At 62.8% G+C, this 24,154-nt stretch carries 23 protein-coding genes; 15 read left to right on the forward strand and 8 right to left on the reverse strand.

Annotation, left to right across the window (positions count from 1 at the left end):
- From ASD80_RS07300 to ASD80_RS07310, 3 genes are read left to right on the forward strand one after another with little or no spacing between them, the layout of a single operon-like run.
- Positions 1-600 (forward strand): YdeI/OmpD-associated family protein, encoded by a 600-nt coding sequence (locus ASD80_RS07300; protein ID WP_056230822.1) that lies wholly within the window; start codon positions 1-3, stop codon positions 598-600.
- The gene (locus tag ASD80_RS07305) at positions 597-1,136 is read left to right on the forward strand and encodes a DUF1697 domain-containing protein (RefSeq protein ID WP_056230824.1); all 540 of its coding nucleotides are present in this window, start codon (positions 597-599) and stop codon (positions 1,134-1,136) included. The genes ASD80_RS07300 and ASD80_RS07305 overlap by 4 nt, the downstream gene beginning before the upstream one ends.
- Positions 1,133-2,026, forward strand: a complete 894-nt coding sequence (locus ASD80_RS07310; protein ID WP_056230826.1) for a ribokinase — start codon at positions 1,133-1,135, stop codon at positions 2,024-2,026. The genes ASD80_RS07305 and ASD80_RS07310 overlap by 4 nt, the downstream gene beginning before the upstream one ends.
- Positions 2,027-2,215: 189 nt before the next feature.
- On the opposite strand, the gene ASD80_RS07315 is transcribed toward ASD80_RS07310, so the two are convergent.
- The 5 genes from ASD80_RS07315 to ASD80_RS07335 form a co-directional block, all read right to left on the reverse strand.
- Positions 2,216-3,103, reverse strand: a complete 888-nt coding sequence (locus tag ASD80_RS07315; protein WP_056230828.1) for a GntR family transcriptional regulator — start codon at positions 3,101-3,103, stop codon at positions 2,216-2,218.
- A 51-nt stretch (positions 3,104-3,154) separates the two neighbouring features.
- On the reverse strand, positions 3,155-4,165 hold the full coding sequence (locus ASD80_RS07320; RefSeq protein WP_056231341.1) for a zinc-binding alcohol dehydrogenase family protein: 1,011 nt from the start codon (positions 4,163-4,165) through the stop codon (positions 3,155-3,157).
- Between the two features lie 68 nt (positions 4,166-4,233).
- Positions 4,234-5,157 (reverse strand): sugar ABC transporter substrate-binding protein, encoded by a 924-nt coding sequence (locus tag ASD80_RS07325; protein WP_056230830.1) that lies wholly within the window; start codon positions 5,155-5,157, stop codon positions 4,234-4,236.
- Positions 5,158-5,235: 78 nt separating this feature from the next.
- Positions 5,236-5,985 (reverse strand): ATP-binding cassette domain-containing protein, encoded by a 750-nt coding sequence (locus ASD80_RS07330; RefSeq protein ID WP_056230832.1) that lies wholly within the window; start codon positions 5,983-5,985, stop codon positions 5,236-5,238.
- Complete coding sequence (locus ASD80_RS07335) at positions 5,982-7,016, reverse strand: ABC transporter permease (RefSeq protein ID WP_244488957.1); 1,035 nt, start codon at positions 7,014-7,016, stop codon at positions 5,982-5,984. The genes ASD80_RS07330 and ASD80_RS07335 overlap by 4 nt, the downstream gene beginning before the upstream one ends.
- 341 nt (positions 7,017-7,357) lie before the next feature.
- On the opposite strand from ASD80_RS07335, the gene ASD80_RS07340 reads away from it, so the two are divergent.
- Complete coding sequence (locus ASD80_RS07340) at positions 7,358-8,344, forward strand: LacI family DNA-binding transcriptional regulator (protein ID WP_056230834.1); 987 nt, start codon at positions 7,358-7,360, stop codon at positions 8,342-8,344.
- 45 nt (positions 8,345-8,389) lie between these two features.
- On the opposite strand, the gene ASD80_RS07345 is transcribed toward ASD80_RS07340, so the two are convergent.
- Together ASD80_RS07345 and ASD80_RS07350 are read right to left on the reverse strand one after the other, a co-directional pair.
- A complete protein-coding gene (locus tag ASD80_RS07345) occupies positions 8,390-9,412 on the reverse strand; it encodes an ABC transporter permease (RefSeq protein ID WP_244488958.1) in 1,023 nt (340 codons plus the stop codon).
- The gene (locus ASD80_RS07350; protein WP_056230835.1) at positions 9,409-10,149 is read right to left on the reverse strand and encodes an ATP-binding cassette domain-containing protein; all 741 of its coding nucleotides are present in this window, start codon (positions 10,147-10,149) and stop codon (positions 9,409-9,411) included. The genes ASD80_RS07345 and ASD80_RS07350 overlap by 4 nt, the downstream gene beginning before the upstream one ends.
- Positions 10,150-10,460: 311 nt before the next feature.
- Here ASD80_RS07350 and ASD80_RS07355 point away from each other — a divergent pair, with 311 nt between their 5' ends.
- The 10 genes from ASD80_RS07355 (at position 10,461) to ASD80_RS07400 (ending at position 22,323) form a co-directional block, all read left to right on the forward strand.
- Positions 10,461-11,450, forward strand: coding sequence for a sugar-binding protein (locus ASD80_RS07355; protein ID WP_056230837.1), 990 nt, complete (start codon positions 10,461-10,463; stop codon positions 11,448-11,450).
- Positions 11,451-11,552: 102 nt separating this feature from the next.
- Positions 11,553-12,527, forward strand: a complete 975-nt coding sequence (locus ASD80_RS07360; protein WP_056230839.1) for an NAD-dependent epimerase/dehydratase family protein — start codon at positions 11,553-11,555, stop codon at positions 12,525-12,527.
- 160 nt (positions 12,528-12,687) lie between these two features.
- Positions 12,688-13,635: a sugar-binding protein gene (locus ASD80_RS07365; RefSeq protein ID WP_056230841.1), complete on the forward strand. Its 948-nt coding sequence runs from the start codon at positions 12,688-12,690 to the stop codon at positions 13,633-13,635.
- 113 nt (positions 13,636-13,748) lie between these two features.
- Positions 13,749-15,260: a sugar ABC transporter ATP-binding protein gene (locus ASD80_RS07370; protein ID WP_056230843.1), complete on the forward strand. Its 1,512-nt coding sequence runs from the start codon at positions 13,749-13,751 to the stop codon at positions 15,258-15,260.
- Between the two features lie 8 nt (positions 15,261-15,268).
- On the forward strand, positions 15,269-16,267 hold the full coding sequence (locus ASD80_RS07375; protein WP_056230845.1) for an ABC transporter permease: 999 nt from the start codon (positions 15,269-15,271) through the stop codon (positions 16,265-16,267).
- 271 nt (positions 16,268-16,538) lie between these two features.
- Entirely contained in the window at positions 16,539-17,171 is a 633-nt protein-coding gene (locus ASD80_RS07380; protein ID WP_056230847.1) for a tyrosine-type recombinase/integrase, read from the forward strand.
- Between the two features lie 338 nt (positions 17,172-17,509).
- The gene (locus ASD80_RS07385; RefSeq protein WP_082555128.1) at positions 17,510-17,788 is read left to right on the forward strand and encodes a YtcA family lipoprotein; all 279 of its coding nucleotides are present in this window, start codon (positions 17,510-17,512) and stop codon (positions 17,786-17,788) included.
- On the forward strand, positions 17,788-18,834 hold the full coding sequence (gene mdtN / locus ASD80_RS07390; RefSeq protein ID WP_056230850.1) for a multidrug transporter subunit MdtN: 1,047 nt from the start codon (positions 17,788-17,790) through the stop codon (positions 18,832-18,834). The genes ASD80_RS07385 and mdtN overlap by 1 nt, the downstream gene beginning before the upstream one ends.
- A complete protein-coding gene (locus ASD80_RS07395; RefSeq protein WP_056230852.1) occupies positions 18,815-20,803 on the forward strand; it encodes an FUSC family protein in 1,989 nt (662 codons plus the stop codon). The genes mdtN and ASD80_RS07395 overlap by 20 nt, the downstream gene beginning before the upstream one ends.
- Complete coding sequence (locus tag ASD80_RS07400; RefSeq protein WP_082555129.1) at positions 20,803-22,323, forward strand: TolC family protein; 1,521 nt, start codon at positions 20,803-20,805, stop codon at positions 22,321-22,323. The genes ASD80_RS07395 and ASD80_RS07400 overlap by 1 nt, the downstream gene beginning before the upstream one ends.
- Before the next feature lie 185 nt (positions 22,324-22,508).
- Here the strand turns inward: ASD80_RS07400 and infC are convergent, their stop codons facing one another.
- The gene (gene infC / locus ASD80_RS07405; protein WP_200950262.1) at positions 22,509-23,045 is read right to left on the reverse strand and encodes a translation initiation factor IF-3; all 537 of its coding nucleotides are present in this window, start codon (positions 23,043-23,045) and stop codon (positions 22,509-22,511) included.
- A gap of 182 nt (positions 23,046-23,227) precedes the next feature.
- On the opposite strand from infC, the gene ASD80_RS07410 reads away from it, so the two are divergent.
- Entirely contained in the window at positions 23,228-24,004 is a 777-nt protein-coding gene (locus ASD80_RS07410) for an alpha/beta hydrolase (protein WP_056230855.1), read from the forward strand.
- Positions 24,005-24,154 lie beyond the last annotated feature (150 nt).

A 24,154-nucleotide genomic window follows, 5' to 3' on the forward strand; every position in this document is an offset into this window, starting at 1 on the left:
ATGGCCCCGGTCTTCGTCGATCCGGCCAAGGTCCGGGAGTTTGCCAGCAAGGACGCCTTCTACGACTGGCTGGCGGAAAACCACGACAAGGAAGACGAGGTCTGGATTCGCATCTTCAAGAAGGCCAGCGGCAGGCCGACCATCACCCCGGTCGAAGCGATCGATGTCGTGTTGTGCTGGGGCTGGATCGACGCGATCAAGAAGGGCTGGGACGATGAGAGCTTCGTGCAGCGCTATACCCATCGCAAGCCCAAAAGCGCCTGGAGCGACGTCAACAAGGCCAATGTCGCCCGCCTGATCGAAGAAGGCAAAATGACCGGGCACGGTCTCAGCCATGTCGATCTCGCCAAGGCCGACGGCCGCTGGGACGCCTCCTACCGGACCACGATGGACCCGCCCCCGGACCTGCTGGCGGCGATCGAAGCCAGCCCGGCCGCCCTCGAATTCTACCGCACCCTGACCGCCCAGAACCGCTTCTCCCTGATCTTCCGCGTCATCAACCTCAAGACCCCGGCCGCTCGCGCCCGGAAAATCGCCGGCTTCGTCGACATGCTGGAAAAGGGCGAGACCATCTATCCGCAGAAGACCAAGGCGCCATGACCACCTGGTTCGCCTTCCTGCGCGGCATCAATCTGGGCAAGCGACAGGTCAGGATGGCCGAGCTCAAGGCCTGCCTCGAAGCGGCCGGCTTTTCCGACATCAAGACCGTGGTGGCCAGCGGCAATGTCCGCCTTGCCGCCGAAGGCGATGCCGGGGCGATCAAGGCGAAGCTGGAAAAGGCCATCGCGGCGCAGTTCGGCTTCACGGTCGGGGTGGTGCTGCGCTCGGAGACCGAGCTGCGCGCCATGCTCGAAAAGCACCCTTTCGGCAACCTCGACCCCAAGGCCGACTGCCATCGCCATGTGCTGATGTTCGACCAGGAGCTGCCCACCGGCATCACCATTGCCGACCAGCCCGGCCATACCGAAATTCTGCGCATCGACAGGCGCGACATCTACATTGCCGGTTACCGCCAGCCCAACGGGCGCTATACCGAAGGTGTCGAGGCGGTGCTGAAGCCCCTCTATGCCAGGCTCGGCAAAGGTGTGCTCGATACGGCGCGCAACTGGAACACGATAGAAAAGATGCTCGCATGATCACCGTCTTCGGCTCTACCAATCTCGACCAGATCGGCACCGTCAGCCGCCTGCCCAAGCCGGGCGAAACGGTGGCCGGCGGCACCTTCTCGATGGCGGCCGGCGGCAAGGGCGCCAATCAGGCGCTGGCGGCGCGGCGCGCCGGGGCGCCGGTGCGCCACGTCTCTGGCGTCGGCAAAGACAGCTTCGCCGATCTCGCCCTCGCCCTGCTCAAGGCCGATGGCGTCGATCTCTCGGCCGTGAAAGTGGTCGACGGCGCCACCGGCATCGCCATGATCTTCGTCGACAGCCATGGCGAGAACGTCATCGCCATCCTGCCCGGCGCCAATGGCGCCATGACCGAAGCCGATGCCGATGCCGCGCTCAAGGGCGTCAACGGCGGCGTCATGCTGGTGCAGCAGGAAATCCCCCAGGCGGCGACCGAGCGGGCGCTGGACCTCGCGCGGGCCCAGGGCATCACCGCCATCCTCAATACCGCGCCCTTCCTCGACAGCACCGCTGCCATCGCCCCCAAGGCCGCCATCCTGATCGCCAACGAAACCGAATTCGCCCTGCTATCCGGCCGTGGCATCGACCAGCTCGACGCCGCCATGGGCGACTGGGCACAACAGCACCGCCAGACCGTCATCGTGACGCTGGGCGGCGACGGCGCCCGCGCCGTCACCGCGGAGGGCCAGCGCATCGCCGTACCCGCCCTGCCGGTCAAGCCCATCGACACGGTCGGCGCCGGCGACACCTTCTGCGGCTACCTCGCCGCCGGCCTCGACGCGGGCCTCGATCTCGAAGCCGCCATGGCCCGCGCGGCCGTCGCCGCAAGCCTGGCATGTCTCAAGCCGGGAGCGCAGCCGGCGATACCGATGGCGGATGAGGTTGCGGCGCATCTGGGATAGGGCAACCGGCGCTTGGTCAGATACGGTGCAGCGACCAGTTTGGGGTGGGAAACAGACAGTCCGCTTTCGTTCAGCCTTTTGACAAAACGGACGCGGAGAGTGGGGTGCCGCGGGACAGAAGCAACCTGGTCTTCCGGCCCAAGCGCCTGAATACGCAGCCCTTACGGACTTCTGGCGCTCAGACCTAGCCTAGCGCCCGAACGATCGCAGCATGGTTGCTCTGGCTGAAGTCAGATGGCGGTTGCAGACAGCCTTAACCTGATCTCGGTCGCGGCTGAATAGCGCGGCGATGTAGGCCAAATGCTCGCTGATGGCGATCTCGTTGCGACGTCGTTCGTCGCGCTTGTTCCACTGGTAGTGGTAGTGGAATATGAAGGTGATGACGTCGTAGAAATCGTCAATGAACCGGTTGGGAACCGCCGAGTTCACCATGCGGTGGAAACGGTTATCCAGATCCGAGAAATCGTGGAACCGATCGTCGATCGCGCCGAGCAGGTCATGATGCTCGCGCTCGATGGCCCGAAGGCGTGCCCAGACTGGCGCGGATGGGGACAGTTCGGCCAGGGCGAGCGCCGACCGGGTCTCGAACATCTCGCGGATTTCGAACAGTTCGATGGCGAAGTCTTCGGTGAAGCCCTTGAATAGCCATCCGGCATTGGGGCGCTTCTCGATCAGGCCAAAGCGCTGGAAGCGATTGAGGAACTCGCGGATCCCCGTGGTGGCGACGCCAAAAACGCGCGCCAGTTCGAGCTCGTTGATGAGCGTGCCGGGCTTCGCGTCACCGCGCAGCATCCACTCCATGAACTGGCGCTCGACCTGGTCGGACGTGGAGGTGGTTTCGGCATCGGAAAAGCGAGCCGAGCCCGGCGGCATGCTGGCGATGATACGGCTGCGACCTTCGCCAGCAAGGAAGCCGCGTGCCGCCATCTCGACCACCACTTTGCGGACAGTCGTCCGGCTGACATTCAGGACGCGGCTTAGATCGTTCTCGGGGGGTAGCGCCATGCCGATGCTGGATGCAGCCAGCAGGTCCAGCATCGCATTGAATGCCGCCTTATAGACTGTATCGCTTTTCATGTACCACCTATGTAGCCTGGCTTACCTCTGTCGACCGTCGCCGAAGCACTCTCAAAGCTCGATGATTGCCTTGATAAGGCCATGCTTCTGCACCGCCCAGCGCGGTAAGTCTTCGACGGCATCTGCAAGCGCCGTGCGATGCGTGATCAGGGCATCGATGGGAATGGCGCCCTCCCTGATCGCGCTGATCACAGCGGAGAAGTCCTCCGTCATGGCGTTCCGGCTACCCAGCAGAGACATCTCCCGGCGATGGAATTCTGCGTCGGTGAAGCTGATGTCGCCCTTGACCACGCTGACCAGCACATAGGTACCGCCATGCGCGACGGCGCCGAAGCCGGCCTGGATGGATTCCGCGTTGCCCGTCGCGTCGAATACAATGTCGAAGCCGTCGCCGCCCGTGAGTTCGGCGATCCGGGCTGCACTGCCGCTGTCTGCGACGACGGTGGCGACATGGCCAAGAATGGTTGTAGCTGCCGTTAGGCGCTCGGGGTCGCGATCCATCACGGTCAGCGAGGCTCCGGCGCGCGCCGCGAACAGGGCCGCGCCCAGCCCGATCGGTCCGGCGCCAACCACGAGCACGCGGTCACCCGTCCTGGCTCGCGAACGGCGCACGGCGTGTGCGCCAATGGCGAGGAATTCAACGGTCGCACAGGCATCCAGACTCAGGCCCTCGGCGCGGATCAGGTTGCCCTCAGGCAGGGAAAGCAGCTCTGTCATGCCGCCATCGCGGTGAACGCCCAGCACTTCAATGCGCGTGCAGCAATTGGGTTTGCCGCGCCGGCAGGCAATGCAGTGGCCGCAGGACAGGTATGGATTGACCACGGCAACATCGCCGACGGCGAAGTTCGAGCCCTCCTCGGTCTCGATGACTTCCACGGCCAGCTCATGGCCCATGACGCGGGGGTAGTTCAGAAAGGGGTGTTTGCCTTCAAAGATATGATAGTCGGTGCCGCAGATGCCGACACGGCGCGGGCGGACCAGGATTTCGCCCGGCAGGCGCACCGGCGACGGCCGGCCGACGAGGCGCAAGCTACCGGGCTCGCTGCATTCGAGTGCATCGATGACGTTCATAGTGCATGTCCTGAATTGGGGAACAGGGGGCGGAGACAGGCCGCGCCCCCTGCAATTGGCTACTGGAAGTCGGCGACGTTCTCGGCGGTGACGAGGCCGGCGCCGGTATCGACCAGCAGTTCAACCGTTTCACCGCGGATGGCGCGGACCAGCGTATCGACGCCGAGTTCACCCATCTTGGCCGGGTACTGGGCGACGGTGGCGTCTTCCTGGCCCGAGACGATCTTGTCGATCTCGCCGCAGCAGGCGTCAAAGCCCACCAGCACAATGGCATCATTGGCGATACCGGCATTTTCGATTGCCTGGCTGGCGCCGACGGCCGGCGGGCCACAGGCCGCATAGATGGCCTTGAGGTCCGGATTGGCAGTCAACAGGTCTTCCGCAGCGGAGACGCCAAGTTCCTGTGTGCAGTTGGTGCTGTTCTTGCCGACAATCTGCACATCAGGGCCGCCGGCCAGTCCCTTGAGCATCCCCGTGACACGGTCATCGAGCGCGGGTACGCCAGGCACGCCTTCGAGAATGCCGAGCGTATCGCCATCTTTCAGGACGGTCTTGAGGTATTCGCCAGCCAGCTTGCCCGCATTGTAGTTGTCGGTAGTGGCGAGCGCTGCCTTTCCCATCCAGTCAGGAATGTCATTGTCCATCAGGACAATCTTGATGCCGGCCTCGATGGCGCGGTCGAGCGCCGGCGCCACGGTCGGATCGACCGGCGTGATGGCAATGCCCTGCACGCCCTGGGTGACCATGGACTCGATCAGGGCGATCTGCCCTTCGATATCGGTGCCTGAGGCCCCCTGGCCGTAGATGATCTCGACGTCGGGATGGGCGGTGGCATAGGCTTTGGCGGCTTCTTCCATGGTGGAGTAGAATTCCACGGGGAACTTAGTGATGAAGCCGATCTTGACGGGGTCTGCCGATAGGGCGGGACCGGCGGACGCCAAGGCAAGCGCCATCGCTCCCACGATGATTGGTCGTAGTTTCATGTCTTCCTCCGATGAATGGGACCGGCTCCGGCGGAGCCTCCCGCTATCGGCGCCCCTCCCGGAACGCCGAATTTCGTGTCACGCCCCGACGATCATCGAGACGAGCTCCTGTTGATTGGTTTTGCTGGGGATGATCTCGCCCACCTTGCGGCCCTGTCGCAGCACGATGGCGCGGCTGGCCAGCTCGGTTACATGTTCCATGTTGTGGGTGATCAGGATCACCGCGTTGCCCTCGGCCCGGAGCTGGGCGACCAGATCGAGCACCTTGCGCGCTTCGCGCAGCCCCAGCGCTGCGGTGGGTTCGTCGAGGATCACCACCTTGCGGGCAAACACGCTGGCGCGCGCGACCGCGACAGCCTGCCGCTGGCCGCCCGACATCAGCGCCACCGTGGCCTCCTTGCTGGGCAGGATGACTTTGAGCCTATCGAGCACGCGGGCAGTTTCCGCCTCCATGCGCCGGGAGTTGAGGAAGCGCAGCCCCAGCGGCAGCCAGGACGGCCCGGCAATCTCGCGCCCGGCATAGAAATTCTGGGCCGGCGTCAAATTGTCGAACAGCGCCAGGTCCTGGTACACCGTCTCGATGCCTGCGGCGCGGGCGTCCACAGGCGAGCGGATGGACGTGGCGATACCATCGATGGTGATCTGGCCTTCGTCGATCTGGTGGACGCCGCTGATGCACTTGATCAGCGTCGATTTTCCGGCGCCATTGTCGCCGAGCAGCGCCAGCACTTCGCCGCGCCGGGCCTGCAGGCTGATGTCGTTGAGCGCCAGCACCGGGCCGAAGCGCTTGGTGGCATTGGTGATGCTGAGGACGATGTCGCTATTCATTGCAGCCTCGCAGCGCGAAGGGTCCGCACGCGTCCCTCGAGATAGGTCCGAAGCACATCGGCCTCGACGGCCAGCACGATGACGATGCCGATTGCAATGAGCTGGAAGAAGATGTCGACGTTGAGCAGGTTGAGCGCATTGCGGATGACACCAATCATCACTGCGCCGATCAGCGCGTGCCCGATATGGCCGCGGCCGCCGAGGAAGCTGGCGCCGCCGATGATCACCGCCGCGATGGTGTCGAGTTCGAGCAGGTTGCCGAATAGCGGCGAGCCGGCATCGGTGCGACCCGCCAGCAGCACGGCGCCAATACCCGCGCACAGCCCGGCAATGACATAGGTTGAGATCAGGACGGCACGGGTGGGAATGCCCATGCGGACGGCCGCCTCGGGCCTGCCGCCAACGGCGTAAATCCAGCGCCCCCAGACCATGGTCCTGGCCATCACGATGAGGAGCAAGGCAACGCCTGCGACCACGAAGAACGAAGCGGGGATGCCCAGGACAGCGCCGCCGCCAAGGAACCGGATCGCGTCGGGCATCCCGGGAATGGCGCGGCCGTCGGCCAGTTCCAGCGCCGTGCCCTTGGCGATGCTGAGTGTCGCCAGCGTAATCACGAAGGGGTGCGGCAGGCGCCCGAAGACGTAGACCATGCCGTTGATGGCGCCCACTGCCGCGCCGCTTGCCAGCATGGTCAGGATGGTCAGGATGGTTGAGCCGGTCGCCTGGTAGACCAACGCTCCGGTGACCGTGGCCAGCGCCAGGTTGGAACCGACCGAGAGATCGATGCCGCGGGTCAGGATCACCAGGTGCTGCCCCATGGCTACGATCGCGATCACGGCCGTCTGGGCCAGGATGTTGGACAGGTTGCGCGGCGTCAGGAAGTGGGGGGAGGCCAGGCTGAGCAGCACGAAAAGCACGACCAGAATGGCAATGGGCCCGACGCTCAGCAGGTTCAGCCAAAGCGAAAGCGCGCCCGTGGATTCGCGATTTCTCGCCGCCTTGGCCGGCTTGATCTCCTCGGTACTCGTCACAAAACAGACCCTCAGTTCATTCGGTCTTTTATGGGTAAAGCGCAAATGCGTTTGCTGGCAATCTGTTTTTTATGAATAATAAAACCTGATGATATTATTAAATAGGGCTTCCCCCGCGGCCGGGCAGGTGTATCCTGTGTGCGAAAAGCTTTGGAAAACCGGCTCTTGTGTGCTTCTAGGCAAGGTCTCCCTGTGCGGGCTGTGGTGACGCCCATCCATACGCAAGCTATGGTCATATCAATGATTTCGCGGCCTGACCGGGTGACTCGCGATCTGACGGATTTGAAGAGGCCTCCAGCGTGACGACTTCCAAGCGACGCTCTCCGACCGGGCGACCCACCATGATGGACGTCGCGGCGGCCGCTGGCGTGTCCCAGGCGACGGTGTCGCTGGTCCTCAGCGGTGGCAAAAGCGGCCGGCTGGCCGATGAGACGCGCAGGCGGGTCGTCGAGGCGGCGCAGACCCTGGGTTATAAATTCGTTCGCCGTAACCAGCGGGCTGCGCCAGGCGGGCAGTCCACCATCATCTTTATCGCCGACGAAACCATTACCGATCCCTGGATGTCGCTGGCCTTCGAGGGCGCGCGCGACAAGGCGCTCGAGGTCGGCATCAACATGCTGATGGGGGTGAGTCATGCCGATGCCGATGTCGAAACCAACATTCTGGCCGGACTGGGCAATGTGTCCATTCTTGGCCTGATCTACGGGACCATCCTGACGCGTGCCGTGCAGCTTCCGCAGGCTTTGACCAAGCATCGGCTGGTAACGGTCAACTGCTACAACGAGGATAACGCGTTCCATTCGGTGCTGCCTGGCGATGTGCTGGGCGGCCGCACCGCCACCCAGCATCTGCTGTCCAGGGGCCGCAAGCGCATCGGTTTCATCAACGGACAGCAGGGCCTCGACAATACGCGCGACCGGCTCAAGGGCTACAAGCAGGCCCTGTCCAGCAATGACGTGCCCTTTGACCCGGCGCTGGTGCGCCCCGGCAACTGGGAGCCCTCATCCGGCTACCACATGACGCACGAACTCATGCGGCTCGATAACCCGCCTGACGGCATATTCTGCGCCAACGACATGATGGCCGTCGGCTGCTATGACGCATTGCGCGAACTGGGGCACAAGGTGCCCGACGATGTTGCCGTGATCGGTTTCGACGATCGTGACATTGCCCAATACATGCATCCGCCACTGAGCACGTTCGTGCTGCCGCTCTATGAAATGGGCCAGATCGCCGTGGAGCTGCTGCTCGACGATGCGGGTGGCCTGCATTCCTCGCCGAGCCGGATCAAGGTGGAGTGCGAGCTGGTCGAACGGCAGTCGACATAGGCCGGGCCGTTCGGTCGCCCCGCCGCAATGCGACGGGGCGATGGCTCAGTCTGATGACCGGGCGCTGCGGAACCGGTCGAATGCGACGGCAATGACGATGAACGACCCCACGAAGGCCCCCTGCCAGAACGTGCTGATGCCCAGCAGGATCAGGCTGTTGCGGATGACTTCGATCAGCAGCGCGCCGACGATGGCGCCGAAGGCGGTGCCGACGCCACCGGCGAGGTTTGCGCCGCCGATAACCGCCGCGGCGATGACTGACAGCTCCATGGCCTGGCCCAGATTGGTGGTGACGCCGCCGAGCCAGCCGACTTCCAGTACGCCCGTGATCCCGGCCATCAGCGCCGAGAACATATAGACCGAGACCTTGAGACGCATCACCGGGATACCCGTCAGCTTGGCCGCCTGTTCATTGCCCCCCATGGCGAACAGATGCTGGCCCCAGCGCGTCCATTTGAACAGGAAGCCGGTGATGCCGGCGAGCACACCAAGCACGATCAGCGGATTGGGCAGGCCCAGCGTCGCGCCCCCGCCAAGCGCCAGCAGCATGGCCGTATCCGGCCCGAACTCGTAGATCATCTTGTTGTCGGACAGCACCATGCCCAACGAGCGCACCACAGACAGCCCGCCAAGTGTTACCACGAAGGGCGGCATGCCCGCATAGGCGATGAGAATGCCATTGGCGAGGCCGACCAGCATGGCCGCAAGCAGGGCGGCGGGCACGCCGATCCAGATCGGCATGCCCGACGACATCAGCACTGCCACCACCATGGCCGACAGCACCACGGTCGAGCCGACCGAAAGGTCGATGCCGCCAGAGGCGATGACTGCGGTCATGCCCAGAGCGATGATGCCCACAAAGGCGAAGTTGCGCGACACGTTAAAGAGGTTCCGATCCGTCGCGAATGTATCGGTGAGCAGCGATAGCGCGATGCAGGCGAGCAGGGCCGCCACGAAGACCCAGAATGTCTGGTGGCTGGTGATGCGCGACAGCAGGCTGCGATACTCGGACCGGTCGATGACCTCGGAAAGCGTATTGGACGACATGGTCTTGTTCTCCGGGCTCATGCCAGTTCGATGGCGCCAGTGATGAGGCCAGTGACCTCCTCGGGCGAGGAATCGGCGGCGCGCTTGCTGGCGACCAGCCTGCCGCGCCGCAGCACGGCGATCCTGTCGGCCACCTGGAAAACGTCGGGCATGCGGTGGCTGATCAACACGACGGCAATGCCATGGTCGCTGAGTTGGCGGATGAGATTGAGCACCTCGGCCACCTGCCGTACGGAAATGGCCGCGGTCGGTTCATCCATCAGCACGATCCGCGCGTCGCTGAGCAGGGTGCGGGCGATGGCAACGGCCTGGCGCTGCCCCCCGGACATGCGCTTGACCAGATCGCGTGGCCGCGTCTCGGATTTGAGGCGCTTGAACAGCTCCCCGGCACGCACGCGCATGCCGGCATAATCGAGCACGCGGAACGGGCCGAACTGGCGCGTCAGCTCTCGACCCAGGAAGACGTTGGAGGCTGCCGATAGATTGTTGCAGATCGCCAGGTCCTGGTAGACCACCTCGATGCCAGCCCGCTGCGCATCGATCGGCCTATGGAAGTTCGCCCGCGTTCCCCCGATGTGAATTTCGCCCGATGTCGGGGCGAAATTTCCCGCGATGACTTTGACCAGGGTGGATTTGCCGGCGCCGTTGTCTCCCATCAGGCCGACGACCTCGCCTGGCTCGATAGATAGAGAGACGTCGGTCAGCGCGTGAATCGCCCCGAAATGTTTACTAATATTATCCAGTCGCAATGCGCTCATGCGCCTCCCCTTCGTTTGCGCTACGGCTGTTTTCGGGGAGTATCCCCAGAAAACGCCAACTCTGGTTGAATTTCAGCAATTGCCGGTGCCGAGACCATTCTCGGCTTCACGTTGAAGATTCAATCTTGACCTTCTTGCCATTTCAATGATGATATTATCACATAATATCAGCTTCGCTACTGGGAATGACGCCCTGTGCGGTCCGGTCACCGGAAAGCTGAAGTCATGCTGCTGGAAAATTTCCGGAGCGACAGGAGGGGAATGTCGGGCCGCAAGGGTCCGCCGTCACTCGCAACAAGGGAGGACTAAGTATGAAGTACGTAAGTCAGACAGCTGCGGCTGTCGCTATCGTGGCCGTCGCGGCTGCGGGCGCGCACGGGCAGGACAAGAAGACGCTCGCCATCGTGGTAAAGGGCCTGGACAACCCTTTCTTCGAGCAGATCAACCTGGGCTGCCAGGATTGGGCTGCCAACAATCCCGATTCCGAATATGAGTGCCTCTATACCGGGCCTGCCTCGAGCGCCGATGAAGCCGGTCAGGTTCAGCTCGTCGATGACCTGATCACGCGCGGCGTCGCGGCAATCGCCATCTCGCCATCCAATGCCCCTGCCATGGCCAACAGGCTCAAGGAAATTGCGCCTGAAATTCCGGTGATGACCGTCGATGCCGATCTGTCCGAGGCAGACCGCGCCCTGCGCGCCACCTTCCTAGGCACCGACAACTACCTCATGGGCGTCATGATGGCCGAACAGGCCCAGCGCCTGAAGCCCGAAGGCGGTAGCGTCTGCCTGCAGCTCGGCAATGTGGCGGCCGACAATATCAACGCCCGTGCTGCCGGCTTCCGCGACACCATCGCCGGCGCCAAGGGCACCGATCGCCTGGCCGATACCAATGGCTGGAGCGAAATCGAGGGTTGCCCGGTCTTTACCAATGACCAGATCGACCTGGCCAACCAGCAGATGGCCGACGTGTTCACGTCCAATCCGGATCTCGACGCTTTCATCCTGATTGGCGGCTGGGCCCAGTTCGCGCCGCAGGCCTATGCCCAGGTGACGGACCAGGTCATGGACCGGCTTAACAGCAATGAACTCATCATCATTGCCGGCGACACCCTGCCGCCGCAGGTGCAGGCCTTCAACGAGGGCCGCAGCCACGCCCAGATCGGCCAGCGCCCGTTCGAAATGGGCCAGAAGGCCCCGGACGTGATGATCCAGCTGATCAACGGCGAGGCGGTCGAAGACCCGCTCTATACCGGTCTCGACGTCTGCACCCGCGAAGAACCCGGCTTCTGCGCTCCATAAGTTCTGTCCTCCAAAGCAACGGCATGGCGCTCAGGTGCCATGCCGACCTTGGGGCGCGCCTCCCGCCTGGGCATCGGCCCGGCATGCAAAGGGTCTGTTGAGTTGAAGCTTCTCGTTACCGGCATAACCGGCAAGGTCGGGTCCAATTTCCTGCCTGCATTCCTGGCCGAGGGGCGCTTTACCGGTTGGTCCATTCGGGCCATCTGCAATGTCAGAACTCTCGATCATCCCGCGGTCGAAGTGGTGCGCGCCTCACTTTCCGATGCAGCGGCGGTGCGGGCGGCGATGGAGGGCGTGACCCATGTCCTGCACATGGCCGGCGTCAAGGAATCGCCTGACCTGGCGATCGATGTCGGCGTGAAGGGCATGTTCAACCTGCTCGAAGCGTTCCGGACATCGCCGACGGCCCAGCAATTCATGCTCATTGGCGGCGACTGCTCGGTCGGCCACATCTTCCACGACTATGGCGCGCCGATCACCGAAGTCTCGCCGCGTCGCGCCTATCCCGGCTGCTATGCGCTGACCAAGGTGATCGAGGAGGTCATGCTGGAGCAGTATCGCATCCAGTACGGCATTAATGGTTGCTGCCTGCGCGCACCGTGGATCATGGAGAAGGACGACTTCCGCCATGTGCTGAGCTTTCGCAGCCAGTTCGGCGGTCCATCCTGGCACGAATTCTTCAGCACCGCCGAGGTTGAGCGTCTGGCCCAACTCGATGCGGTGCCCCTGCTCTGGGACGCCACCGGCCTGCCGCTCAGGCGCAACTTCATCCATGTCAGCGACCTGGTCCGGGCGATCCTGGCGGCGCTCGACAATCCGGCGGCGGCAGGCGAGCTCTTCAATATCGCCATGACCGAGCCGGTCGACTACGCGCGGGCGGCAGCGCATCTGCAAGCCTCGCGTGGCGTGCAGGTGGTCGAAGTCGCCACCCCCTATTTCAGCAACTGGCTGGACAACGCCAAGGCCGGGCACCTGCTCGGCTGGCGGCCGCTGGTCGATCTCGAACAGCTCATCGAGCGCGCCTGGACCTATGTCCGCGCTGCCGATGATCCACGCATCGTCTGGTACCCGGGATAGGGGGCAGGCGTGACCCATACAATCGCAACGGAGTGCATCAAAGGCTCCGGAGTCCGAAGGGCGGCGAGGGGTATGGACTGACCGGTGGCAATGGGTGCCGCCGGATATGAGGAAAACGTCGCCCGGCACGGTCAGACCTGTCGGCGATTGGAGGAACAAAATGAACTGGAAACTTGCCGTATCGACGGCCGCACTGGCCACCTTGATTGCAGGTCCCGCTTTCGCGCAGGACAAGCCGCAGCTCGCCTTCGTCGTCAATGCCGCTTCCGATTTCTGGAAGCTGGCCGAAGCCGGCGTCGCCAAGGCGCAGTCAGAACTGCCGGGCTATGACCTGCAGTTCCGCTACCCCGCCCAGGGCACGGCGGCGCTGCAGAACTCGCTGATGGACGACCTTGTCGCCGCCGGCACCGATGCCATCATGATCTCATCGGCCGATCCCAAGAACTCCATCGACGCCTTCAACCGCATCGCTGCACAGGTCCCGCTGTTCACCACCGACAGTGATGCCCCGGCCAGCAACCGCATTGCCTATCTGGGCTCGTCCAACACCCTCGCCGGCGTGCAGGCGGGCGAGATCGCCGTGAAGGCGCTGCCCGATGGGGCCAAGTGCATGGGCTTTGTCGGTTTCCTCGGGGCCGACAATGCCATCGAGCGCATCGCCGGCTTCCGCCAGGCCGTCGAAGGCTCGGGCATCGAACTGGTCGATGTGCGCGGTGACGATGTGGATTTCGCGCGCGCCCGCTCCAATGTCGATGACGTGCTGGCCGCCAATCCGGAAATCAACTGCATGGTCGGGTTCTATTCCTACAACCCGCCCAAGATCTACGAAGCACTTCAGGCAGCCGGAAAGCTCGGCCAGGTCACGGTCATCGGCTTCGACGAGGATCCGGTCACCCTGGGCGCCGTGCGCGAGCGCAGCTTTGCCGGTACCGTCGTGCAGGACCCCTACCAGTGGGGTTATCAGGGCATGCACCTGATGGCCAAGTATCTGGAGGGCGACAAGTCGGATGTGCCTGATGACGGCCTGATCATCGTGCCGACCAAGATCATCGACGCGTCCAATGTCGATGCCTTCGAGGCTGAACTCAAGGGGCGCATCGGCGGGTGATCCTCCCAGCCGACGCAGCCGCACCGGGTCCTCTTCCTGGGTCCGGTGCGGACCGCCACTGTTGCCCCCGAGGCGGCGCCAAGGTGCCGTCCTCGTCGTTGTTAGGTGCCTGCATGACGTCGCCATCCCCCTCGGCCCCGCTGCTGGTGCTCGAGAACATCTCCAAGGCCTATCCCGGCGTCGTGGCGCTCTCGGACGTCACCCTGACTGTGCGGGCCAGTGAAGTGCTGGGCCTGATCGGGGAGAATGGCGCCGGCAAGTCGACGCTGATGAAAATCCTGGGCGGCGTCATCGAACCGAGCTCGGGCCGCATTGTCATCGACAATGTCGAATATGGCCGGCTCGATGTCACAGGGTCCCAGGCGGCAGGCATTGCCTTCGTGCATCAGGAACTCAACGTCTTCGACAATCTCGACGTCGCCGCAAACATGTTCCTGGGCCGCGAGAAACGCCGCGGGCCGCTTCGGCTGCTCGATCTTGAGGGTATGCGCGACGCGGCGCGACCGCTGCTGGCGCGTGTCGGTGCGACGTTCGGGCCCGATGCCCGGGTGATCGACCTGTCGCTGGCAGAACGGCAACTGCTCGAAATCGCCAAGGCGCTCTCCATCGACGCCCGGGTCGTCATCATGGATGAGCCGACATCGTCGCTGACCCTGTCTGAGACGCGGACGTTGATGAAGGTCATCGCCGATCTCAAGGATCAGGGCATCGCCGTCATCTACATTTCCCACCGACTGAGCGAGATCGAAACCTGCGCAGACCGCGTCTTCGCCCTGCGCGATGGCCGGGTGGCGGGGGAGCTGGCCCGTCACGAAATCGGCCACGACGCCATGATCCGCCTGATGATCGGGCGGGACCTCAAGGCGCTCTACACCGCGCCCGCTGTCCCGCCGGGCGATGTCATCCTGTCCCTCAAGGGGGTCAGGACACAGGCGCGGCCGCTGGCGCTGGCCGATCTCGAGATCCGCGCCGGCGAGCTTGTCGGTGTCGCCGGACTGGTCGGGGCCGGTCGCACCGAGCTGGCCGAGGCCATCTTCGGCATCAGCCCCGTCATTGAGGGCGACATACGGCTGGATGGTCAAGCCTTTCGCGCCCGCACGCCCCGCGAGGCTATCGACGCCGGCCTTTACCTTGTGCCCGAGGACCGCAAGCGAACCGGCCTGCTGCTGGAAAGCGCCATCAGTGAAAACATCGTCCTGGCCGACCTGCAGTCGGTGGCGTGGCGCGGTCTGGTCTCGCTGCCGCGCATCCTGAGGCGCGCGACCGAGCAACGCGACAGGCTTGGCATCAAGGCCGCCGACCTGTCGAGGGTCGCCGCAGAACTGTCCGGCGGCAACCAGCAGAAGGTGGTGCTGGGCAAGTGGCTGTCCATGCGCCCCCGGCTGATCATTTTCGACGAGCCGACACGCGGCGTCGATGTCGGCGCCAAGTCGGAAATCTACCAGCTCCTGCGGGCCCTCGCCGAGGCCGGCGTCGGCGTCATGATGATTTCCAGCGATATGGAGGAGGTGATCGGCGTCTCCGACCGCATCGTGGTTTTGCGCGAGGGCCGGATTGCCGGGTCACTTCCGCGGGCAGAATTTACAGAACAGAGCGTGCTCAGGCTCGCCGTGGGGGCGAATTAGGAAAGCTTATGCAGAAAAAAGACATGGGGCTGGCCGTCCTGATCATTATCGTGGGTGCCATCGTCTATCTCAGGAACCCGCTGTTCCTGTCGCCCATCAACCTGGGAAACACCGCCAATCTCATCGGGCTGTTCGGCCTGTTCGCCATCGGGCAGGGCTTCGTCATCATGACTGGTGGCATCGATCTGTCCGTGGGCTCGATGATCGCGCTGCTCGGGGTGATCTTCGTCGACTTGGTGGGCAAGTTCGGTGTGCCATGGCCGCTCGCCATCCTCATCACCATCGGCGTCGGCACCCTGCTGGGCCTGGCGCATGGGTTGCTGATCACCAGGCTGAAGATGCAGCCCTTCGTGGTAACCCTGTGTGGCCTGTTGATCTATCGTGGGGTCGCGCGCGGCTACACCGGGGAGGCCACGGCAGGGTTTCCGTTCGGCGCCAGCTACCCGGAACTCGAATGGCTGACCATCGGCCGATCATTCGGCATTCCGCACTCCTTCCTCGCCATGCTCATCATCGGGGCGGTCTGCTGGGTGGTGCTGCACCGTTCGGTGTTCGGGCGGCATCTCTATGCCGTGGGCAAGAACGAGGACGCGGCCCGCTATTCCGGCATCCGCACGGGCCTCGTCATCACCGCCGCCTATGTGATCTGCGCGATCCTCACGTCCATCGCAGCCATCTACTTCGCCATGTTCACCAAGTCGGTGCAGCCATCCTCGCATGGCAATTTCTACGAGCTCTACGCCATCGCTGCCGCCGTGCTGGGCGGCTTTTCCCTGCGCGGTGGCGAAGGATCGATCATCGGCGTGGTGCTCGGGGCGGTGCTCCTGCAGGAGTTGCAGAACCTGGTCAACCTGCTGGGCATTCCCTCGTCGCTGAACTTCGCCGTCATGGGCGGGGTCATTCTGGCCGGTGTGCTGGCGGACCAGCAGTTCAACCGCTACCGCGCCCGGCGACGGGCCAAGCGGGCGATGGAGGCGCTCCCTTCGGGAACTCCTAGTGCCGGCTAGGATTGCGGCCAGAACGGTTAGCCGACCAAGATCTACGACAGCACGACCCAGCTGTCCGGCAGCCGCCGAAAACGAAGCGCGTATTGACGAATTCGCGCACCAGTTCGAACATTGGCATGTGCCAGATGTAGATGCCAATGATGACCCGCGCGGTGGCAGGTTTTTGGGATTTCAAGATCAGAACTGAACGACCGCAATGGGGTCGATCTGCCGCTGATAAGCCTGCCATATTCGTTCTCTTCATGGCCGCTTCGGCCAGAGGAGAAATGTGATGGGTATCTCACAGTACGACCCTGCTGCTGCAGGAAGACCTGCTTGGAATGCCGGTAGGCAGGTTGGCGCCAAACGTGCATTGAAGGTCAGACAAATCTGGTCAATTCGCTTCTTCCTTGACCGAGAGGGAAGGATGAGGGACCGAGCACTTTTTGACTTGGCTATCGACAGCAAGCTTCGAGGCTGCGATCTGGTGAAGATCAAGATCGGCACGCTCGTGGCGGGACCTGCCATTCGAACTCGGTCGATGGTAATCCAGCAGAAGACAGGCAGACCCGTCCAATTCGAGATCACCGCTGACACAAGGGCCAGCCTGCTTGCTTGGCTTGAGCGACGCGGAGGGACGGTCGATGACTACGCCTTTCCAAGCCGTGTAGTGCACGATGGTCATCTGAGCACCCGTCAATACGCCAGGCTGGTGGACGAGTGGGTCACTGCAATCGGGCTGACGCCTGAGGAGTATGGCACCCATTCGCTGCGCCGTACAAAGGCGTCGCTCATTTACAAAGCCACAGGCAACCTTCGGGCCATCCAGATACTTCTTGGCCATAGCAAGATCGAGAACACAGTTCGTTACCTTGGCGTGGATGTCGACGACGCTTTGTCGTTGTCAGAGGCAACCGAAATCTGAGCAAGCGACTTCGCCGGCAGCCGGTTGTGCTTCGTCGGCGAAGCGCCCCCATTCCGGCCGTTCAGTACCCGTCTAAGCTTTCCTAAAAGCTGCCATCCCTTACACTCGTGCCCCACGGCTGAAACGGGGTGGCTAGCAGAAGGGCCGGTTTTGGGGCGACCTGGTTAGAAGGCGGACAGTTCTCCTTCTAGAAAGGTCAAGTCCAAAAATTTGAGGCGTTTTCAGTTGGCGCACGGTGGCGGCGTGGTCTGGGCACATTGTCGCTGACTTGATACCTGCGGCCCTTTGGTAGTAGACGAAACCTTTGCCCCCTTGGGCATTGCGATCTTGGTGGCGTCATGAAACTGCGGCTCGCTGGCTTGAAAATAGCAGCTTTTCTCCCGTTTCTTGCGGCGTGTTCACCGGCGGGCGGCGCACCTTCCGTGCCTCTCTTTGGCTCGTTCTTCCCGGCATGGATCATTTGTGCCGTCGGCGGTCTGCTCATCGCTGTCGTTCTGCGCACTATTCTCATCGCCGTGCGGCTCGATGAGCATCTGCCGGCCCCGCCATTAGTCTATCTGTGTCTGGCGGTGAGCTGTGGCATTCTTTTCTGGCTGATCTGGGCGGGAGCGCTGTGATGCGGGCGATAGTGGGCAAAGCCATCGGCTACGCGGTTTTCGCTCTGACGGCCGTTCTGATCTATTTCGCATGGAGCGCCGGAGCCTCCAGCCCCCGTTCTGATGTCGCCGAGATCGAGGCACCCGTCGTTCAGATTTCTCCAACTGTGCCGGGCCGCGTGATTTCCATTTGGGTCGAGAATAATCAGGCCGTCAACGCAGGCGATGTCCTGTTTCAGGTTGACCCTGAACCCTACCAACTTCGTCTCGACCAGGCCCAGGCCGAATTACGCGCTGCCGAGTCGGAACTGGCACAGGGCGGGCGCAATATCGCCACAGCCCAATCCAATGCAGATGTCGCACAAAAGCAGATCGAGCGCGCCCAGTTCAACTCCGACCTCGCCAAGCAGACGCTGGATCGGCTCGAACCGCTGCTGGAGCGCGGTTTCGTGACGGCGCAGCAGGTGGATCAGGCGCGTACGGCCTATAATGACGCCTTGGTCAGCCTCGATCAGGCATTGCAGTCGTCACAGGGGGCGACCCAGGTTATCGGCACGCTCGACACGCGGCAGGCGCAAGTCGATACGGCCAAAGCAACGGTTGCCCTGATGCAGCGCGATCTCGACAACACGATTGTGCGCGCGCCATTCGACGGTCTGGTCACGGGCCTGCTCATGCCGCCGGGTGAATATGTGGTCACCGGGCAGACCCTTTTCTCCCTGATCGACACATCTGGCTGGGAAGCGGTGGCGTTTTTCCGTGAAACCGAATTGCTCAATATCGCCGTCGGGGACACAGCCGAGGTGTTCGTCATGACCGATTCCCGTCAACCGGTGTCCGGAACGGTGGCGGCCATTGGTTGGGGTGTGCGTTCGGCCGATGCCGCCAATCTCCTGGGCCTGCCGATTGTCTCCAATTCGCTCAACTGGGTGAAGGTGGCCAAGCGCTTCCCGGTCTATGTGCATCTGCATGAGCCGCCGGCCGACCTGATGCGTGTCGGCGCATCTGCAATGGTAGTAATCATGGGCGGGGTGGCCGAAGCGAACCATGCCGGCGACACGCACTAATCCAGGTTTCTTCGGCATCGTGCTGGAAGAACTGCGTCCATTCGACGGGCGGCTGGGAGCCGCCCTGCGCATGGCGCTCTGCTGCATTCTGGTCGTGGCTTTCGCAATGAGCCAGCATGTGCCGGAAGCGGCTGTGTCCTGTTATCTCATTTTCTTTGCCAGCCGGGACAATGCCGCCAGCGGCATCCTGATTGCCATCGCGCTGATCATAGGTGTGTCCATTGGCGTCCTGCTCGGATTGGTATTCCTGCAACTGGCAGCCGATGAACCTGCGCTCCGCCTTGCCCTTATGGGGCTCTTCACCTTTGGCGGCATGTATTTTTCAGTCGCGACCAGGGCCGGACCGATCGCTGCCACAGTGGGGTTTGTCTTCGCCTTCGTGATGACGCTGAATGATTTCGTGCCCATCCCCGAGCTCTTGTCGCGTGGCATCAGCTGGATGTGGGTCGTGGTATTCGTTCCCATGGCGGTTCTCATCCTGGTCAATGCTTTGATAGGGCCCAATCCGGCCCGGCTGGTCCGCAATCGGCTGGCGCTGCGATTGCGCACCGCTGCTGCTCTTTTTCGAGGGGAGGCAGATGCTCGAGCAGAAGCGCAACACCTGCTTGGAGAGGACGCCAAGGCGCTCGCGGCCCCAGCAGGTCTTGCGGCTATCTTTGGCTATCACTCGAAGGATGATGCCAAACGGCTGACCACACTAATGCCCATGGCGCAGGACCTGCTCGTGCAAGCGCTTGTGGCGCCACAGGACCAGCTGTTGTCACAGGCTCTTGGCGATTTGGCTGATCGTGTGGAATCCGGCAGACACGATGGACCTCGCCAGCGTGTTGCAGCACTTTCAAATATGACAAGGCCGATGGCGGAGCAGGCCGAGCGCATGGCGGACATATGGGCTGGACGAAAGCCCGTGCCGGAGCCCGAAAAGGCCGAACAGCCGCCCCGCGACACCTTTTCCAATCCCGCTTATGGCCAGTTCGCTCTCAAATCGCTGCTGGCCGTGCTGATTACATATACGATCTACACCGCTGGCGGCTGGTTCGAAATCCATACGGCAATGATCACCTGCTTCTATGTGGCGCTGGGCACGACCGGGGAGACGTTGCACAAGGCGGGCCTGCGCATTCTCGGCTGCCTGATCGGCGCGGCTATGGGAATTGGCAGCATTGCGTTTCTCATGCCGCATATGACCGATATCGGCCAGTTGCTGGTTCTGGTGGGCATCGGCAGTTTCATCGCCGCCTGGGTGGCGCAAGGGTCGAGCTTCATTCAATATATGGGCTGGCAGATGGCGCTGGCCTTCTTCCTGTGTGTGCTGCAAGGCTTCGGACCATCATTCGACATCGATGTCGCCACCAATCGCATCGTAGGCATTCTTATCGGCAATGTGGTGGTGACGATCGTCTTCCTCTGGCTTTGGCCAAACAGCGTGGCAGTGCTCACTGCGGGTCATCTGGCAAAAGCGGTTGAAGGGCTAGGCAATGCTATACGCTCCAGGGCAAACGGCCTTGCGCCCGTTGGGGCCGAACTGAAGGAAGCCCGCAGGCTTTCGCGCGTTTCCGCCTTCGAGCCGGGCCGGCTGCGGGCAACATCCCCGCTCTTGCCGCATGCCGAAGCGATCATGACCACCATTGGCGCGGTGGAACACAGCATTGCGCGGCTTCGCCTGTTGCAACAGAGGCCGCGTTATCTTTTCGGAGCGCCCATCTGTGTGAAAGCAGCAACGCTTGCCCAGCAAGCGTCGGCGGGCAGGTTTCTAGATGTAGCAGGCTGGTCTATTCTGGCGCCTGACAAAGAGGCGAAAGCCATGCTTCTAGACGCTTTCACACAATCGAAGGAAACGCTGGTACGGCTTCAGACCGTCCTGGCGAAAAGTCCAAAACGAGCTGCCTGGCGGCGTGATCTTGAACAGACTGCGGACGCTCACCGCGAATTGATCGACGAATTTTCCCGGGCGCTGGAGACATTGTGATGGCCCAGAAGTGTATTTTCAGCGCCTTAGGTATGACGGTGCTGGCTCTGGCGCTGGCCGCATGTTCCACCTCTGCCATGAAGCTGGCTCCAGCGAACGCAAACACGCCCTATCGCGGCGAGGCAGGTGGAGCCGCCGCAACGCCCGGCAATGCCGACTTCGGCGTGACGCCAGACCCAAGCATGCCGATCACCATCGCCGCGCCACGGCTGGATGCCAACCGCACCTATGACCTGCCGGAACTTATCAACATCGCCCAGCTTTCCAATCCGGCCACGCAGGCCGCCTGGCAGAGGGCGCGGGAAGCGGCAGCGGCCGCAGGCATTGCCGAGGCCGCCTATCTTCCCATTATCAGCGCCGATGTGCTGGCCGGGTATGCTGTCACCTCAAACACGGTTCCCGGGATCAACACAGCGCTCGTCTCGGTGCCTGATGGCACAATGACGGCCTCGGGGATGCAGGCCGTGCCAGCGGTAGCCGTCAAATGGCTGCTCTTTGATTTCGGCGCGCGAGATGCCGCGCTGGCGACGGCACAGCAATTGTCGTTTGCCGCCAATGTGGGCTTCAACGGCACCCATCAGAAGCTGATCTACGACGTCAGTAACGCCTATTTTCAGTACAGCGCGGCACGGGCTCAGTCGCGCATCGATCGCGCGGCGCTCGACAACGCTCGCGTCGTTTTGGAGGCTGCCGAGGCTAGGCTGACACAGGGTATCGCCACCACGATGGAGGTGGCGCAGGCCAAGCAGCAGGTAGCACAGGCCGAGTTCGACCTGACCGGGGCCACCGGCCGCGAGCGCAGCAATTATTCCGTATTGCTCGGCACCATGGGCATTGCCCCCACAATCACCATCAAGGTGCAGGACATTGCTGGCAAACCCTTACCCCGTCAGGTTCCTGCCAATCTGGACCAGATGATCGTTACTTCGCTGCAGCGACGCCCTGACGTCCAGGCCGCCTTTGCGCAAGTCAAAGCTGCCGAGCAGGGGATCGTGGCAGCGCGCGCCGAATTCCTGCCGAAAATTGCCTTGACCGGCACTGCCAACGGCACGTTCGGATCCTATTCGCTCAGCGATACACGCTTCGGCACAACCACGACGCTGGATGTGAGCCAGCCCAATGCGGCTGTGCTCGTTGGCGTCACAATGCCGATTTTCGACGGCGGCATGCGCGATGCAAGGATGGAGGCTGCAACCGCTGTCGCCAACGCCTCCCAACAGGATTTTGCACGGCTGCAAAGCACCGCAGCTCAGGAAATCGTGGTGGCCTACGATGTGCTGCGCACCAGTCTCTCCGCGAACCAGGCTGCGTCGGAACTCGTCAACGCGGCGCGCACCAATTACGAAGCGGCACTCGACTATTACAAGAATGGCCTTGGCACGCTTTCCGATATCAGCGTGACCCAGAACGGGCTTCTCAAGGCGCAGTACGCCCAGGCTCAAGCGCGAAGCGATGCTTTCGTCGCCGCTGCGACCTTGGCCTTTGCCACGGGCACACTCACGAACGCCCGAGGCCAGTAATAATCAATGGACTGTCGGGGCCGCAAAAGCCAACGTGTGCTAGCAAGGTCCTATTTTCTCGATGTCTGCTTATGAGAGAACTTGCGCCGCCTCCATATGTCCTAGTTGGGGTCGAGAGCCGTCGCTTCGCCTCAAACAAAAAGCGGGCCTCCGGGCCCGCTTTTCTCATTCCAGTCCGGCCACCCTTACTTGGGCGCCAGCACCATGACCATCTGGCGGCCTTCCGAGCGCGGCTGGCTTTCCACCTTGGCGACGGCGTCGAACTGGTCCTTCACCTTGACGAGCAGCATCATGCCCAGTTCCTGGTGCGCCATTTCGCGGCCACGGAAGCGCATGGTGACCTTGACGCGGTCGCCATCGTCGAGGAAGCGTTCCACCGCCTTCATCTTGGTCTCGTAGTCATGCGTGTCGATATTCGGACGCAGCTGGACTTCCTTGACCTCGATCACCTTCTGCTTCTTGCGGGCCTCGGCGGCTTTCTTCTGCGCGGCATACTTGAAGCGCCCGAGGTCCAGCATCTTGGCGACCGGCGGGACGGCGTTGGGAGAGATCAGAACGAGGTCCAGCCCCTGTTCCTGGGCTTCCGCGAGGGCGGCGCGGGTATTGACGATCCCGCGATTCTCGCCTTCAGCATCGATGAGCTGAACATCGGCGCTGGTGATATCTTCATTGGAGAGCGGCCCATCTTTCTGGGGCGCGACGGGTCTCATGGGACGACGAATGGCAAAGGATCCTTGCGTTGTTAAGCCTTGTGGTGAAATCGCGCATAAAATCGTGTTACGCGGACCATAAGTCAACTGGCAAAGCGCCAGAAAATCCGGCCTGTTGCGCCATTGAAACGCCGGAAACGCCGCGTCGATGCCCGCTTGGCTAACGCTTCGTATCCACCTTACCGGAAAGTGCCATGACCATATCACCTCTCGAGAGCTTCCGCATCCCCGTGGGCAGCGGTGCCGCGGCGCGCGACATTGCCGTCGAGCGGCGCGGCGGCAAGGCCCCCGGCATTTTCTGGCTGGGCGGCTTTCGCTCGGACATGATGGGCGGCAAGGCCATGGCGCTCGACGCGCTGGGGGCCGAGCGGGGCCTCGCGGTCACCCGCTTCGATTATTCCGGCCATGGCATTTCGGGCGGCGACTTCAATGACGGCACCATCAGCCGCTGGCTGGAGGAAGCCGAGGCGGTGCTGGCCACCACCAGCGGGGCCCAGATCATCGTCGGCTCGTCGATGGGCGGCTGGCTGGCTCTGCTGCTGGCCCGCGCCCTGCTGGCCCGCGGCAGCCAGGCCCACGCCATCGTGCTCATCGCCCCGGCTCCCGACATGACCCATGACCTGATGCTGCCCGACTTCACCCCGGAAGAGCACGAATCGCTGCAGAATAACGGCTATGTCGACCAGCCCAGCCAATATTCCGACACGCCCTACCGCATCACCCGCGCCCTGATCGAGGATGGCGCCAAGCACCTGCTGTTCGGCGGCGTCATCGAAACCGGCTGCCCTGTCACCATCCTGCAGGGCGGCGCCGACCCCGACGTGCCGCCGGCCCACGCCATCAGGCTGGTCACCCACATCCTGCACGACCCGGTAACCCTGACCCTGATCCCCGATGGCGACCACCGCCTGAGCCGGGGCGAGGATCTGGCACGGCTCAAGGATGCGGTAATGCGGCTGGTGGAGTGGTAGTTAGCGCCTCCACCACCGGCCCCACCTCCCCCTTGCGGGGAGGGATCAAGGGTGGGGGTGGTTTAGCCCCGATATCCGGGCCAACCGACACCCCCTCCCAACCTCCCCCGTCAAGGGGGAGGCCCATATGCGAGAACCCTCCCCTCAATG

This window comes from Devosia sp. Root635 (assembly GCF_001427605.1).
In the GTDB taxonomy this organism is placed as follows: Bacteria; Pseudomonadota; Alphaproteobacteria; order Rhizobiales; family Devosiaceae; genus Devosia.

What these genes read in the sequence shown, in the direction of transcription:
- ASD80_RS07350 (WP_056230835.1), bottom strand. Translation starts at nt 10,149, where the DNA reads ATGAGCGCATTGCGACTGGATAATATTAGTAAACATTTCGGGGCGATT.
- ASD80_RS07305 (WP_056230824.1), top strand. Translation starts at nt 597, where the DNA reads ATGACCACCTGGTTCGCCTTCCTGCGCGGCATCAATCTGGGCAAGCGA.
- ASD80_RS07395 (WP_056230852.1), top strand. Translation starts at nt 18,815, where the DNA reads ATGCCGGCGACACGCACTAATCCAGGTTTCTTCGGCATCGTGCTGGAA.
- ASD80_RS07345 (WP_244488958.1), bottom strand. Translation starts at nt 9,412, where the DNA reads ATGAGCCCGGAGAACAAGACCATGTCGTCCAATACGCTTTCCGAGGTC.
- ASD80_RS07380 (WP_056230847.1), top strand. Translation starts at nt 16,539, where the DNA reads ATGGGTATCTCACAGTACGACCCTGCTGCTGCAGGAAGACCTGCTTGG.
- ASD80_RS07340 (WP_056230834.1), top strand. Translation starts at nt 7,358, where the DNA reads ATGATGGACGTCGCGGCGGCCGCTGGCGTGTCCCAGGCGACGGTGTCG.
- ASD80_RS07355 (WP_056230837.1), top strand. Translation starts at nt 10,461, where the DNA reads ATGAAGTACGTAAGTCAGACAGCTGCGGCTGTCGCTATCGTGGCCGTC.
- ASD80_RS07410 (WP_056230855.1), top strand. Translation starts at nt 23,228, where the DNA reads ATGACCATATCACCTCTCGAGAGCTTCCGCATCCCCGTGGGCAGCGGT.
- ASD80_RS07300 (WP_056230822.1), top strand. Translation starts at nt 1, where the DNA reads ATGGCCCCGGTCTTCGTCGATCCGGCCAAGGTCCGGGAGTTTGCCAGC.
- ASD80_RS07385 (WP_082555128.1), top strand. Translation starts at nt 17,510, where the DNA reads ATGAAACTGCGGCTCGCTGGCTTGAAAATAGCAGCTTTTCTCCCGTTT.
- ASD80_RS07315 (WP_056230828.1), bottom strand. Translation starts at nt 3,103, where the DNA reads ATGAAAAGCGATACAGTCTATAAGGCGGCATTCAATGCGATGCTGGAC.
- ASD80_RS07375 (WP_056230845.1), top strand. Translation starts at nt 15,269, where the DNA reads ATGCAGAAAAAAGACATGGGGCTGGCCGTCCTGATCATTATCGTGGGT.
- ASD80_RS07330 (WP_056230832.1), bottom strand. Translation starts at nt 5,985, where the DNA reads ATGAATAGCGACATCGTCCTCAGCATCACCAATGCCACCAAGCGCTTC.
- mdtN (WP_056230850.1), top strand. Translation starts at nt 17,788, where the DNA reads ATGCGGGCGATAGTGGGCAAAGCCATCGGCTACGCGGTTTTCGCTCTG.
- ASD80_RS07310 (WP_056230826.1), top strand. Translation starts at nt 1,133, where the DNA reads ATGATCACCGTCTTCGGCTCTACCAATCTCGACCAGATCGGCACCGTC.
- ASD80_RS07400 (WP_082555129.1), top strand. Translation starts at nt 20,803, where the DNA reads ATGGCCCAGAAGTGTATTTTCAGCGCCTTAGGTATGACGGTGCTGGCT.
- ASD80_RS07365 (WP_056230841.1), top strand. Translation starts at nt 12,688, where the DNA reads ATGAACTGGAAACTTGCCGTATCGACGGCCGCACTGGCCACCTTGATT.
- ASD80_RS07370 (WP_056230843.1), top strand. Translation starts at nt 13,749, where the DNA reads ATGACGTCGCCATCCCCCTCGGCCCCGCTGCTGGTGCTCGAGAACATC.
- ASD80_RS07325 (WP_056230830.1), bottom strand. Translation starts at nt 5,157, where the DNA reads ATGAAACTACGACCAATCATCGTGGGAGCGATGGCGCTTGCCTTGGCG.